This window comes from Streptomyces sp. NRRL B-1347, assembly GCF_000720325.1.
GTDB lineage: Bacteria > Actinomycetota > Actinomycetes > Streptomycetales > Streptomycetaceae > Streptomyces.
In genome coordinates this window covers 1-12,804 of sequence record NZ_JOJM01000112.1, presented here as the reverse complement: position 1 = coordinate 12,804, position 12,804 = coordinate 1, and the positions used below count along the sequence as shown (strand labels likewise).

Here is a 12,804-nt window from a genome sequence, read left to right as displayed (position 1 = left end):
GCCCGCGGTTACCGAAACACCCGCGGACGCGGACACGGAAACACCCGCGGACGCGGACACGGAAACACCCGCGGACGCGGACACGGAAACACCCGCGGACACGGACACGCCCGCGGGCGCGGGCGGGGGTGCGGGGGTGCGGCGGGGCTGGCTGCTGCTGGTGGTGATGGGCGGCACGTTCATGGCGATCATGGACGGGTTCATCGTCAACGTGGCGGTCCCGGCCGTGCGGTCGGGCCTGGGCGCCAGCTTCGCCCAGGCCGAACTGACGGTCTCGGGCTATCTGCTGGCCTACGGCCTGTTCCTGGTCGCCGGCGGCCGCCTGGGCGACGCCTACGGCTGCCGGCGGCTGTTCCTGGCGGGCCTGGCCCTGTTCACCGCGGCCTCCCTGGCGTGCGGCCTGGCGGCCTCGGCGCCCGCGCTGATCGCCTTCCGCGTCGTGCAGGCGCTGGGCGCCGCCCTGTTCTACCCCCAGGTCCTTGCCGTGCTGCAGACCGCGTTCACCGGCCGCCGGCGGGCCCGTGCCTTCGCCGTGTTCGGTGCCACCATCGGCGGCGCCTCGGTGGCCGGCCAGCTGCTGGGCGGCCTGCTGGTGCAGGCCGACCTGTTCGGCCTGTCCTGGCGCCCCGTCTTCCTGCTCAACGTGCCGCTGGGGCTGCTGCTGTTGCTGGGCGCCGCCCTGACCCTGCCCCCCGCCCCCCGCCCCGGCCCTGCCGCGGGACCGTGCCCCGTCCGCCGCGGGGCGGGGCTGGACACGGGCGGCACGCTGCTGCTGACCGCGGTGCTGCTGTTGCTGCTGGGGCCGCTGACGCTGGGGCACGGGGCCGGCTGGCCGGTGTGGAGCGTGCTGATGCCGGTGGCCGCCGTGCCGGCGGCCGTGCTGTTCGTGCGCTACGAGCGGGCGCTGGCCGGCCGGGGCGGGCGGGCGGTGGTGGACCCGGGCCTGTTCACCCGCGGCTGCTTCGGCGCGGGCAGCGCGATCGCGGTGGCCTTCTTCGCCGGGAACGCGGGCCTGTTCTTCGTGCTCACCCTGCACCTGCAGACCGCGCTCGGCTACGGCGCGCTGCGCGCGGGGCTGTGCTTCCTGCCGCTCGCGGTGCTGTTCGTGCTGGCCTCACTGCTGGCCCCGCGGCTGCAGGAACGTATCGGCACCCGGCTGCTGGTGGCCGGCTACGCGGCGAACGCCGCGGGCAGCCTGGCACTGCTGGGAGCTGTCGTGGCCGGGTCCGGCACCGGGCTGCTGCTGGTGTGCCTGGCCGTGATCGGCTTCGGGCAGGGCCTGGGGGTGAGCCCGCTGTTCGCCGCCGCCCTGGGGCAGGTGCCCGCCCGCCTGGCGGGCGCGGCCTCCGGCGTGCTGGAGACCGCCGCCCAGATCGGCATGGCGCTCGGCGTCACCCTGGCGGGCCTGGCCTTCGCCGCCCGCTCCGGCGGCGGACACCGGCCCGGCTGGGGGGCGTTCGGGGCCGGCCTGGCCGTCACCGCGCTGCTGGCCCTGACCGCGCTGGCCCTGGTGCCCCGCCTGCTGCGCCACCACCGGGGCACCCCCGCGCCCGGCCCCCGCCGGTGACCGGCCCCGCCCCGGGCCACGCCGCCAGGCGCCGTGCCCTGTCGTGCTGTGCCCGTGAGATGAGGTGGTGTGCCGTGTGTGCCCGGGGTGCCCGCGGGCCGGGGAGCCGTGATGTCCCGCAGTGATACCCCCGCCCCCGCGGGGCGGCTGCCGTCGCTGACCGGGATGCGGTTCGCCGCGGCGCTGCTGGTGTTCTGCTTCCACGCCTCCTACGAGAACGTCTTCGCCGACCGGCGCGTCAACGGCGCGTTCCGCGAGGGGGCCAGCCAGGCCGGGTGGACGGGAGTGTCGTTCTTCTTCGTGCTGAGCGGCTTCGTGCTGGCCTTCTCCGCCCGCCGCCACGACACCTGGCGGGCCTTCTGGCGCCGCCGGCTGTGGAAGGTCTACCCCAGTCATCTGCTGACGGCGGCCGCCGCCGTGGCGCTGCTCGCCGCGGCCGGTCTGCCGCGGCCGGGGCTGCTGCGCAACCTGCTGCTGGTGCAGACCTGGCAGCCGGACGTGGACGTCATCCTCGGCGCGAACCCGGTCAGCTGGTCGCTGAGCTGCGAGGCCCTGTTCTATCTGGCCTTTCCCGCGCTGTGGGCGGGCGTGCGCCGCATCCGCCCCGGGCGGCTGTGGTGGTGGGCCGCCGCCCTGGCCGCGGTGGTGGCGCTGCTGCCCGCGGCGGCCGGTCTGCTGCTGCCGGGCGGGCCGCACATGTACTGGCTGGCCATCAGCGAGGAGCAGTACTGGTTCCTGCTCGCCTTCCCGCCGGTGCGCGCCGCGGAGTTCGTCCTGGGCATGGTGATGGCCCGCCTGGTGGCCGCGGGCCGCTTCCCCGCCACCGGCCTGTGGCCCGCGGCGCTGGCCCTGGCGCTGGCCTACACCGCGGCCCTGGCCCTGCCGGTGGCCTACGGCATCGCCGCCCTGGGCGTGGCCCCGCTGGCCTGGCTGGTCGCCGCGGGCGCCACCGCCGATCTGCGCGGCAGCCCCGGGGTGTTCGCCGCCCGCCCGGTGGTGTGGCTGGGCCAGGTGTCCTTCGCGTTCTACCTGCTGCACCGCCTGGTCCAGTTCCACGGCCACCGCGCCCTGGGCGAGCACCGCGCCTGGTCCACCCCGGCGGCCGCCGCACTGCTGCTGCTGGCCGCCGCCCTCACCCTGCTGCTGGCCTGGGCGATGCACACGGCCGTCGAACAGCCCCTGCTGCGCCGCTTCTCCGCCCGCCGTCCCCGCCGCCCCGCGCCCGGCCCCCCGGCCCCCGGTCCGCCCGTGCCCGGCCCTCCGGCCCCCGGTCCGCCCGTGCCCGGTCTCCCGGCTCCGGGGCTGCCCGGGCCCGCCGGTCCGTCCCTTCCGTCCGCGTCAGAAGAGGTCCCCCGATGACCGTCACGATCGATGTCTGGTTCGACTTCATCTGCCCCTACAGCCTGATCACCCGCCATGTGCTGGCCACGGCGCTGCGCGGCAAGGACGTGGCGCCCGCCTTCCATCCCTTCGAGGTCAACCCCAACTGCGTGGAGGAGGCCGGGGAGTACCCGCGCGGGGTGTGGGAGAACTCGGTGCGCCCGCTGGGCGCCGAGCGCGGCGTGCATCTGGCCGGGCCGCCGGGCACCCCGCTGCGCCGGGCGCGGATGGCGCTGCTGGGCTACCGCTACGCCTGCGAGCACGGGGCCGGCGCCCGCTACACCGACCTGGTGTTCGGCGCCTACTTCCACCACTGGCAGGACATCTCCGATCCCACCGTGCTCGCGGCGCTCGCGGTGGAGGCGGGCCTGGACCGGGCGGGGTTCCGCGCGGCCATCATGTCGGCCCGCTACGCCCGCGCCCATCAGCAGGACCTGGCGCACGCGCGCGGGGCGGCGCAGGTGTCGATGGTGCCGGTGATCGTGGCCGGGCAGCGGCGCATCGACGGGGTGCCCACGGCCGCCGAGCTGGCGGGGGCCGTCGACGAGGCGATCGCCGCGACCACGGCGGCCCCGGCGGGTGCGGGGGCGGGGGCGGGGGTGTGGGACATGACTACCGCGGCCCCGCCCGGGATGCCGCTGCCCGCGCCGGTGCCCAAGCCCCACCCCCAGCCGGGCCGGGCCCGCCTGCACGGCACCTGACCCCCCTTCACGCCACCGCCCCCGCACCGCCCTTTCGCCCCCTGAGAACCAGGGGGCGAAAGGGCGGGCGCGGGGGCAGGGCGGTGCGGTGCGGGGGTCAGGCGGCGGCGGAGCCGCGGACGGCGGCGCTCCATTCGTCCAGGAGCGCGTCGGCGGCGGCCGGGTCGGGTCCCTCGGCCCACAGGCGGGTGATGGGCGCGGCCGCATCGGGCAGGACCAGGGCCCAGCGGCCGTCGTCCTCCAGGACGCGCACGCCGTCGGTGGTGTCGATCCGGCGGCCGCTGGCGGCCTCGACGACGGTGCGCATGACCTGGCCCTTGATGCGCCAGGCGGTGGGCAGGTCGCGCTGGCGCACGTGCACGGCGGGCAGCGGGGCGATGAGTTCGCTCAGCGCGGTGTGGTCGCGCGCGAGCAGGGCGGCGAGTTTGACGAAGGCGGCGATGCCGTCGGCGTAGATGCTGAACTCGGGCAGGACGAAGGCGCCCGCGCCGTCGGCGGCCAGGAGGAAACCGCCGCCGGCGGCGGCCCGGTTGAGGTCGCCGGGGGCGGTGGCCACCCAGCGGACCTGGCCGCCGTGGGCGTGGGCGGTGTGCTCCACGGTGCGGCTGACGGTGACCGGGACCGCGGTGCGCCCGCCGCCGGCCTCCGCGGTCAGCAGCCGGACCAGGAGCAGCAGGGCCCGGTCGTCGGCGACGATGTGGCCCTTCTCGTCGACCAGGGACAGGCGTTCGCCGGTGGGGTCGAAGCGCACTCCGAAGTCGGCGCCGGAGGTGGCCACGAAGTGGCCCAGGGTGTGCAGGGCGGCGCGGCGTTCGGCCGGGGTCTCGGTGCTGGAGGCGGGCACCAGGGCGTTGTTGACGGTCAGTGCCTCGATGCTGAGCCGTCCCAGGACGGCGGGCAGGGTCAGTGCGGTGCTGCCGCAGGCGGCGTCGACGACCACCTTCAGACGGCGCCCGCCGCTGAGGGTGCCCAGGTGCTGGGTGAGGGTGTCGGCGTACTCCTCGATGCTGGTGGGGGCGGTGTGCAGGCGGCCCATCTCGCCGCTCAGGACGCGCCGGTACTCGCGCCGGCTGAAGACCCGTTCCAGGCCGCGCTGGGCGGTGGGGGACAGGTCGATGCCGTGCGCGTCCAGGAAGACGATGTCGACGCTCTCCTCGCTGCCGGGGGTGGTGGTGACCACGATGCCGCCGTGGCTGTCGTCGGCGGCGGTGTGCCGGCGGGCCAGCGGCAGCGGCACGTGCCCCAGGTCGCGCACGCCCAGGCCGGCCGCGCGCAGCGCGGCCACCATGGCGGGCAGCAGCACCGCCGCGGCCACGCCGTGGTCGCGGGCGACGGCGACCTGCCCGCCGCGCGGCAGGGTGGTGGCGAACGCGCTGGCCAGGCGCACGGCGAGGTCGGGGGTGATCTGGCTGTTGAGGGCCCCGCGCACGCCGCGCGGCCCGAACAGGGACTTGGTGGCGCGTGATTCCCAGATCAGGCTGTCGTTGACGGTGGTGCCCGCCTCGATGGTCTTGCCCGGGTAGACCAGGACGTCGGCGGCCACGACCGCCTCCTCCTCCACCACGCAGCCGGCCCCCAGCACGCTGCCCTCCTCGATGCGCACGTCGCGGCGCAGGCTGGCGTTGCGGCCGATCACGCAGCCGCGCAGCACCGCGCCGGGACCGGCGTAGGCGTGCGGGTGCACCACCACGCGGCGCAGCTGGGCGCCCTGGTCGATGACCGCGTGCGCGCCCACCACGGTGTGCTCGCCGATCCGTGCGCCCGCCCCGATCTGGGCGTGCGGGCCGACATAGACCGGCCCGGTCAGCTGGGCGGTGGGGTGGATGCGGGCGGTGGCGTCCACCCGCACGGTGGGGGAGAGTTCCACCCCGGCCCGCTCCACCCCCACCCGCCCGTGCAGGACGTCGGCCTGGGCGCGCAGATAGCTGGCGTGGGTGCCCACGTCCTCCCAGTAGCCCTCGGCGACGTACCCGTAGACGGGCCGGCCCTCTTCGAGCAGGCGGGGGAAGACGTCGCTGGACCAGTCCACGTTCTCGCCCTCGGCGACGTGGGCGAGGACCTCGGGCTCCATGACGTAGATGCCGGTGTTGACGGTGTCGGAGAACACCTGGCCCCAGGTGGGCTTCTCCAGGAAACGCTCCACACGGCCGCTTTCGTCGACGACGGTGATGCCGAACTCCACCGGTTCGGGCACCCGGGTCAGGCAGACGGTCACCAGGGCACCCTTGGCGCGGTGGAAGGCGATCAGGTCGGTGAGGTCGATGTCGGTCAGCGCGTCACCGGAGATCACCACGAACGGCTCGTCGCCCAGCAGGTGGGCGGCGTTCTTCACGCTGCCCGCGGTGCCCAGCGCGTACGGTTCGGTGGCGTAGCTCAGGCGCATGCCCAGCTGGCTGCCGTCCCCGAACTGCTCGCGGATCAGGGAGGCCAGGAACTGCACGGTGACGACGGTGTCGTCGAGGCGGTGGCGCTTGAGCAGGCGCAGCACGTGCTCCATGATCGGCCGGTCGGCGACCGGCAGCAGCGGCTTGGGCAGGTCCGAGGTCATCGGCCTCAGCCGTGAGCCCTCGCCGCCGGCCATCACAACAGCCTTCATGTCGGAGAATCTCCCTTGGGGTAGCGCGGGTGCCGCGCGAGGCGCGCGGACGTGCGGGTGTCACAGATATGTGCGGGTGTCGCGGAACGAGCGGGGGGGTGCCGGAACGCGGGGCGGGACGGCGGGACGGCGGGATGGCGGGATGGCGGGAAAAGGGACAGGGGGGCGGGTCAGGCGGCGGCGGGTTCGTCGGGCAGGCTCAGGGAGCCCTCGATCAGCGTGATGGCCTGGGCGAAGCCGCTGGCCTGCAGCACCCGCCGGACACTGTCGCAGGCGCCGTCCACGACGATCTGCGCGCCCGCGGGCAGCTGCTGCTGGGTGCAGCACAGGCAGCGCACCCCGGCCGCGGACAGCGAGGTCAGCCCGTGCATGCGCAGCACCAGCCGGTTGACCGGACGCGACAGCGCCTGGTCGATCAGGGTGCGCACGGCGGGCACCCGTTTGTCGGTCAGATCCCCGCTGAGGTAGATCGTGGCGGTGTCACCGGTGAAGCCGAAGTAGGCCTCGAAACTCATCACGTCATCCCTTTGAGGTCGTCAAACGCGCTACGGACGTCAACATCGAAAAGAGGCGGGCGGAAGCAGGGAGAGGGGCGCCCCGGCCCCGGGCGCAGCCGGGGCAGGGGGCGGGGGGTGGTGGGGCGCAGGCGGACCTGGACGGTCATGCGGTCCTCGCGCTCGGGCAGGCGCACGGTCAGCGCGGCGGCGTCGAAGTCGTCGTGGGGCGCCCCGTCGATCAGGACGTACTCGAGTTCGACGCGGCCGGGCGGCAGCAGATCGGGGGCCACCCGCAGCAGCCGGCCGGGGAAGTCGGCGTCACCGTGCGGCCTGAACCACAGGTTCAGCGGCTCGCGCCGGATCAGCAGACGGGTGTAGACCTCGGCGAGGTAGCACAGTTCGGCCTTGTGGTACATGGCCATCGCATGGCTGCCCTTGAGGCGTTCGTTGCCCAGCAGGTAGGGGATGCCGCTGGCCAGGACGGTGAAGTGGACGCCGCCCTCGTCGTGGTCGAGGAAGAAGGCGTTGTAGAAGGCGGCGGCCTCGTCCGCGTGGCGGGTGTAGCCGTCCTCGCCGGTGGTGCCGGCCAGGATGAGGTAGGCCAGGATGGCCTGCTCCTGCTGCCACCAGGTCTTGCGGTCGTGCCAGGCGAAGGCGTGCCGGCCGTCCTCGGCCTCGCGCTCCAGGACGTCGTACCAGCCGCCGCGCTGCCCGTCGCGGCCCACCGGCGGCAGCGCCGCGGCCAGGTGCTCGGCCAGCCGGCGGTATTCGCGTTTGGGCAGCGCGGCGTGCATCCGCATCAGGTTCCACACGATCTTCAGGTTGTGGCCGACGACGGCGCGGTTCTGCTGCCAGCCCCACTCGTGGTCGGGGGTCCAGTCGGCGTGGAAACGCTCGTTGACGAAGACGCTCCCGTCGCGGGAGCGGTCGGGCAGCTGGGTGACGATCATGTCGAAGGTGTGCTCCAGCATGCGCCGGTAGCGGTCCTCGCCGGTGGCCAGGTACAGGTTGATCAGATAGGCGGGGGCGTGGTCGCCCACCGAGTTCCAGTTCTTGCGGGAGCGGTTGGGGCCCAGGCTGTCGTGGTGGGGGCTGAGGGTGACCGGGTCGATGTGGGAGAAGTAGCCGCCCAGGCGCGGATCGTGGAAGGCGGTGTCGAAGAGCTTGACGGTCGCCTCCAGGTCCTGGCGGATCACCGGATCGCCGGTGATCCGGTAGGTCTGGGCCAGGCCGACCAGCGCGTAGATCTGCTCGTAGGCGGGGATGGCGCGGTAGTCGTCGCCGAACTCCGAGGCGAACAGCTTGCGCTCCACCGGCCCCGCCACGTCCACGCCGTGGTACCAGTACACGATGCCCTCGTCCGGGTCATGGAAGCGCAGGTGCTCGTGCAGGTAGCGCGCGCCGCGCTCGGCCACGTCGAGGAAGTCCTCGTTGCCGGTGAGCGTGTAGGCGGATGCCATGCCGTAGACCAGGCGGGAGAGGGTGTCGGTCTCCTGGATGTGCTGGGCGGTCTTGTGGCCGCTGCCGTGGATCTCGGTGCGGTACTCGGCGAAGTCCACCGGCCCGGCGCCGAACTGCGAGCGCCGGTAGAAGCAGGCCAGCTCCGTGAGCTGGCGGGTCCACCAGCCCGGCTGCTGCCAGGGCGGCACGCTGCCCGCACCGCCGGCGATCACCACCCGGTCGGCCTGGAAGTACAGCCCGCCCGCGGCGGGGTAGATGGGCCCGTAGACGAACACCCGGGTGCCGGGGGTGAGCAGGTCGGCCAGCTGCCCGGTCACGTCCTGGTAGGGCTCGCCGAGGTTGCGCAGCCGCTGGCCGGTGGTGGCCGCGCTCAGGTGGATGAGCACCTCGCGCCCGTCCAGGGTGGTGAGCGTGAAGCGGCTGCCGAGCCGCCCGGTGACATACCCCGACGTCAGGTCGGAGAAGGAGAAGGGCAGCGGGGCGGGGGCGCTCATGCGGCCGCCCGGGCGGGGATGTCCAGGCGTTCGATGACGGTACGGGCCAGCAGGTGGCAGTGCTCCACGGTGCGCGAGGTGATCAGGTCGCGGTCCACGACCAGGTCCTGGTTGAGGTAGACCGCACCCATGTTGCGCACGTCCCCGGCCACGTTGTTGTGGCACGTCACCGGGCGGTCCCGGAGCAGTTCGGGGGCGGCCGAGAGCAGCTGCAGGCCGTGACAGGAGAACGCCTTGAGCACGCTGGGCACCCGAAAGGCACGGCGCAGCAGTTCCAGGGCGGGGGAGATCTGCTCCACGTCCTCGCTGTAGCGCAGCCGCTCGGCGACCTGCCCGGAGGGCACGATCAGCGCCGAGTACTGCAGCAGTTCGTGGAAGTCGACCGCCTCCAGGTCGCCCTCGACGGTGAGCGGGGCCTGGTGGCCCTGGCCGGTGAAGGTGATCGACGACAGCCCCCACAGGCGGGTCAGCAGCGTCACCTCGGCCCCGTCCTCGGCGAAGCGGCGCTGGTAGTAGGCGATCTCCTCCTCGACGTAGCCGCTTTCCAGCAGGATGCCCAGGCGCTTGCCGGCGAGCCGGCCGGTGGGCAGGGGCTTGACGATTCCCATGTGGACGATCCCGAAGTCGGTGGGTGGCAGACAGGCCAAGGGCGCGGCCGGACGGCCGGGACAAGAAGAAGCCGGGGGCTCAGAGCGGCGGCGAGCCGGGCATCGGGGCCAGCGCGGTGACGGTGTAGGTGCGGATGCGCCAGTGCCCGTCGTCCTGCTGGGCCACCGTCCAGCGCTGGTGGGCGTCGAAGCCCAGCCAGGTGCTGCGCGCGGCCGGCGCCTCCCACACCTTGGTCTGCCAGTTGACGACGATGTCGGCCTCCGCGCACGGCCCCTGGGCCAGGCGCACGTCCAGCGAGGTCAGGGTGTGCCGCTCGTCGAAGAAGCGGTGGGTGACGGCCCGGTACCACTGGGCCAGGCCGTCGTGGCCGTGCACCGCCCCCTCGGGCAGATGCATCACCACATCGTCGGTGACCATCGGGGTGATCTCCGCCAGCGGGTCGTGCCGGTCCAGCGCCCGGTACCAGCCGGTGACCAGCCGGCGGATCGCCGCCGTGGCGATGTGCGGGGCGGGGCGGGTCTGCACGTGCGACATGGGCAAGCTCCTTGGCTCCACGAGGACTTGCCCGCCCCCGCCCCCTCTGCCGGGCCCGCGCACCGTGCGGCGCGGACCCCACAGCGGGGGCCGGGGGCGGGGGGTTATGCGGTGTCGAGGTCCACCAGGTAGGGGCCCTGGTGGCCGAGCAGGGCACGGACCGCGCCGGGCACCTGGGCGGGCTTGTCCACCCGCCGGCCCGGCACGCCCAGGGCGGCGGCCAGGGCGGTGAAGTCGATGTCCGGGCGCGAGAGGTCGAAGGCCTCGGGGTGCGCGTGCGGGGCGATGCCCAGCTCGGCCCAGTAGCGCTCGATGTTGTCGTCCAGCAGCCGGTAACGGCCGTTGTTGCAGATCACGAAACCGGCGCCGATGCGGTAACGGGCCGCGCTCCACAGCGCCTGGACGGTGTACATGCTGGCGCCGTCACCGGTGAAGGCCACCACCGGCAGCTCGGGCCGGGCCAGCTTCACGCCCAGGGCGCCGGGGATGCCCACCCCCAGCGAGCCGCCGCGGGTCTGGAAGTAGCTGCCCGCCCGCCGCGGCGGCAGATGCCGCAGCAGCGGCCCGCCCGAGGTCAGCGCCTCGTCGAAGACCACCAGGCCCGGCGGGGCCTGGGCGGCCAGCGCCCGGGCGAAACAGTCCATCAGCGAACCACCCCCCGCCCCGCCGCCCGGCCCGCCGCCGGCGGCCGGCTGCGCCGCCGGGGCAGGGGACGCAGCCGGCCGCGGGCGGTGCTCCCACCGCAGCTCCCGCTGCTGCTCCAGGTGGCCGGCCAGCGCGTCCAGGGCCGGCGCGGGGTCCGCGGCCAGGCCGAGATCGACCGGAAAGTTCTTGGCGATCTCATAGGCGTCGGCGTCGATGTGCACGATCGCCGCACCCTCCCGGAACGGACTGACCAGCTCGGGAAAGACCTCGGGGAACACATAGGTGCCCACGATCAGCACCGCGTCCGCCCCGGCCACCACCCGCGCGCTGTCGGCGCCGAACATGTGCCCCAGCGTGCCGGCGAACAGCGGGTGGGTGGTGTCGAAGTTGACCTCGGAGGAGTTCACCCCCCACACCGGCGCGCCCAGCGCCTCGGCGACCCGGGTCAGGGCCTGCTGGGCGCCGCTGGCGGCGACGCCGTCCCCCATCAGGATCAGCGGCCGCCGCCCGCCCGCCAGCAGCTGCGCGGCCCGGGCCAGGTCGGCCGGCTCCGGAGCGGTGCGGGTCCGCGGGATCGAGGACGGCACGGCCGGCTCGCCGCACTCCTGCTCCAGGACGTCGGCGGGCAGCACCACCAGGACCGGGCCGCGCGGCGGCGTCATGGCGATCTTCACCGCGCGGCGCAGCTCCCGCAGCACCGAGGAGGCGTCCAGGACCCGGGCGGCGTACTTGGTCACCGGACTTGCGATGGCCACCAGGTCGGCGGCCATCTGCGCGTCCAGGGCCGCATAGCGCACCCCGGCCTCCCCGGCCAGCACCACCAGCGGCGAACCGCCGCGCCTGGCCTGGTAGAGCATGCCGATCGCGTTGCCCAGACCCACCGCACTGTGCAGCTGGACCACACCGGGGCGCTGCGCGGCCCGCGCGTAGCCGTCGGCCATGGCCACCGCCACGCTCTCGTGCAGGGCCAGCACATAGCCGACCGCGCTGTCGCGGGCCACGTCCAGCAGCCCCTGCTCGACCGTGCCGGGGTTGCCGAACAGATGGCGCACCCCGTCGGCGGCCAGCTGCTCGAACACCGCGGCCTTGGCGGGCCTGGCGGGCATCGGCTCTCCTTCCCTCACCGGGGCTCGTACGGCCCCGACCGGGCCGTCTGGCTTGTCAGGTCACCAGCCGTAGCGGCGCAGCCCGTTGTCCAGGACCTCCACGAGCAGCTCCCCGGCCGTCACCGAGTCCGGCGTGGAGCGCGCGGTGATGAACGGGAAGTCCACGACGACCGACACCTCCTTGCCGACGTTGCCGTGGAAGGCGCCGTCGGGGCCGGTGGCATCGCGCAGGATGTACTCCAGCGGGTAGGGCGGCGGCCCCATGTTGAAGTCCACCCCCACGAACCCGGTGCCGTCCTTGTAGTCGTACTCCTTGGGGTGACCGGTGACGTGCTTGCCGCGCAGCAGGCTGGCGCGCGCGTCCCAGTCCCGGGCGAAGGCCAGCGCCGCAACCCCGTAGCACTCGGCCAGGATCGGCTTGTCGGCGCGCGCGAAGGCCAGGATCAGCTCGTGCAGCCGCTCGTTGTTGGCCAGGTCCACGATCGGGCCGCTGCCGCCGACGATGACCAGCGCGTCGAAGCCGCCCAGCAGCTCGTGGGCGGCCGCCGCCAGGTTGCTGTGGTAACTCTCCAGTTCCCGCAGGTGGTTCAGGGCGCTGTAGTACGGGCGCTCGGGGATCATCTCCGCCAGGCTCAGGGGATTGTCCAGACGGCTGGAGTCATCCAGCGCCCGCGCACGGCGGGCCATGTCCCGCGAGGTGACCGCGCGGCCCAGCGGTGGGTCGATGTACTCGGAATCGAGACTGGGCGGCAGGGCCTGGGCCCGCTTGCCGTGCGGTGTCATGAACGTGGTGCGATACCCGCGTGCGTCGAAAGCCTCGATTGGGCCCACGAGTTCCTCGCCCCAGTAGCCGTATTCGGAAAGCACGACCAGGATGCGTTTGGACACGAGGTCTCCCTGTCGTCGGATGAGATCCGTCCCCGCGAGAAGAAGAAATAGCACGGCCGATGGCCGAAATTCAGGGACATTCGGAGTCAACCCGCTGCTCGCGCAAGGCGGCAATAAACAGCGGCGCGCATCGGGAGACTCGTCCAACTTGCCCCAGTCGCTGCACAGTCGGCGAATCCGTACGAGGGTGCGGCGTATTCACTGGTCACCTGTGAAGAGGGCGCCGCCGCACCGCGCACCGCGCCCCGCACCCCACCGGACCCCCCGCCCCGCACCCCACCGACCCTCTTTCACGCCCCGCCCCGCCCCGCACCAGCTCGCGGGCG

10 protein-coding genes are annotated in these 12,804 nt (G+C 73.9%); 3 read left to right on the top strand and 7 right to left on the bottom strand.

Translation table 11 applies throughout. The annotated features are described in order from the left end of the window. The 3 genes from IG74_RS0142305 to IG74_RS0142295 all read left to right on the top strand — a co-directional run. The coding region (locus IG74_RS0142305; protein ID WP_234334637.1) for an MFS transporter at positions 1–1,567 on the top strand (1,567 nt) is incomplete at its 5' end. A gap of 111 nt (positions 1,568–1,678) precedes the next feature. After that, complete coding sequence (locus IG74_RS0142300) at positions 1,679–2,926, top strand: acyltransferase family protein (RefSeq protein ID WP_051856565.1); 1,248 nt, start codon at positions 1,679–1,681, stop codon at positions 2,924–2,926. Beyond that, the gene (locus tag IG74_RS0142295) at positions 2,923–3,648 is read left to right on the top strand and encodes a DsbA family oxidoreductase (protein WP_063761343.1); all 726 of its coding nucleotides are present in this window, start codon (positions 2,923–2,925) and stop codon (positions 3,646–3,648) included. The genes IG74_RS0142300 and IG74_RS0142295 overlap by 4 nt, the downstream gene beginning before the upstream one ends. A 97-nt stretch (positions 3,649–3,745) precedes the next feature. Here the strand turns inward: IG74_RS0142295 and IG74_RS0142290 are convergent, their stop codons facing one another. The 7 genes from IG74_RS0142290 to IG74_RS0142260 all read right to left on the bottom strand — a co-directional run bounded on the left by IG74_RS0142290 (position 3,746) and on the right by IG74_RS0142260 (position 12,478). Continuing rightward, positions 3,746–6,244, bottom strand: a complete 2,499-nt coding sequence (locus tag IG74_RS0142290) for a sugar phosphate nucleotidyltransferase (protein WP_030688635.1) — start codon at positions 6,242–6,244, stop codon at positions 3,746–3,748. Positions 6,245–6,414: 170 nt separating this feature from the next. Beyond that, positions 6,415–6,759 (bottom strand): STAS domain-containing protein, encoded by a 345-nt coding sequence (locus IG74_RS0142285; RefSeq protein WP_030688634.1) that lies wholly within the window; start codon positions 6,757–6,759, stop codon positions 6,415–6,417. Beyond that, positions 6,759–8,696: an AGE family epimerase/isomerase gene (locus tag IG74_RS0142280; protein ID WP_078869556.1), complete on the bottom strand. Its 1,938-nt coding sequence runs from the start codon at positions 8,694–8,696 to the stop codon at positions 6,759–6,761. The genes IG74_RS0142285 and IG74_RS0142280 overlap by 1 nt, the downstream gene beginning before the upstream one ends. Next, complete coding sequence (locus tag IG74_RS0142275) at positions 8,693–9,304, bottom strand: DJ-1/PfpI family protein (RefSeq protein WP_030688631.1); 612 nt, start codon at positions 9,302–9,304, stop codon at positions 8,693–8,695. The genes IG74_RS0142280 and IG74_RS0142275 overlap by 4 nt, the downstream gene beginning before the upstream one ends. 79 nt (positions 9,305–9,383) lie before the next feature. Continuing rightward, the gene (locus IG74_RS0142270; protein WP_030688630.1) at positions 9,384–9,839 is read right to left on the bottom strand and encodes a nuclear transport factor 2 family protein; all 456 of its coding nucleotides are present in this window, start codon (positions 9,837–9,839) and stop codon (positions 9,384–9,386) included. Between the two features lie 104 nt (positions 9,840–9,943). Further along, positions 9,944–11,590, bottom strand: coding sequence for a thiamine pyrophosphate-binding protein (locus IG74_RS0142265; protein ID WP_030688629.1), 1,647 nt, complete (start codon positions 11,588–11,590; stop codon positions 9,944–9,946). Positions 11,591–11,650: 60 nt separating this feature from the next. Beyond that, positions 11,651–12,478: a type 1 glutamine amidotransferase domain-containing protein gene (locus IG74_RS0142260; RefSeq protein ID WP_030688627.1), complete on the bottom strand. Its 828-nt coding sequence runs from the start codon at positions 12,476–12,478 to the stop codon at positions 11,651–11,653. Between the last annotated feature and the right edge of the window lie 326 nt (positions 12,479–12,804).

Excerpts from the sequence above, each read along its gene's own strand:
- IG74_RS0142280 (WP_078869556.1), bottom strand. The coding sequence starts at position 8,696 with ATGAGCGCCCCCGCCCCGCTGCCCTTCTCCTTCTCCGACCTGACGTCG.
- IG74_RS0142285 (WP_030688634.1), bottom strand. The coding sequence starts at position 6,759 with ATGAGTTTCGAGGCCTACTTCGGCTTCACCGGTGACACCGCCACGATC.
- IG74_RS0142300 (WP_051856565.1), top strand. The coding sequence starts at position 1,679 with ATGTCCCGCAGTGATACCCCCGCCCCCGCGGGGCGGCTGCCGTCGCTG.
- IG74_RS0142270 (WP_030688630.1), bottom strand. The coding sequence starts at position 9,839 with ATGTCGCACGTGCAGACCCGCCCCGCCCCGCACATCGCCACGGCGGCG.
- IG74_RS0142290 (WP_030688635.1), bottom strand. The coding sequence starts at position 6,244 with ATGAAGGCTGTTGTGATGGCCGGCGGCGAGGGCTCACGGCTGAGGCCG.
- IG74_RS0142295 (WP_063761343.1), top strand. The coding sequence starts at position 2,923 with ATGACCGTCACGATCGATGTCTGGTTCGACTTCATCTGCCCCTACAGC.
- IG74_RS0142265 (WP_030688629.1), bottom strand. The coding sequence starts at position 11,590 with ATGCCCGCCAGGCCCGCCAAGGCCGCGGTGTTCGAGCAGCTGGCCGCC.
- IG74_RS0142275 (WP_030688631.1), bottom strand. The coding sequence starts at position 9,304 with ATGGGAATCGTCAAGCCCCTGCCCACCGGCCGGCTCGCCGGCAAGCGC.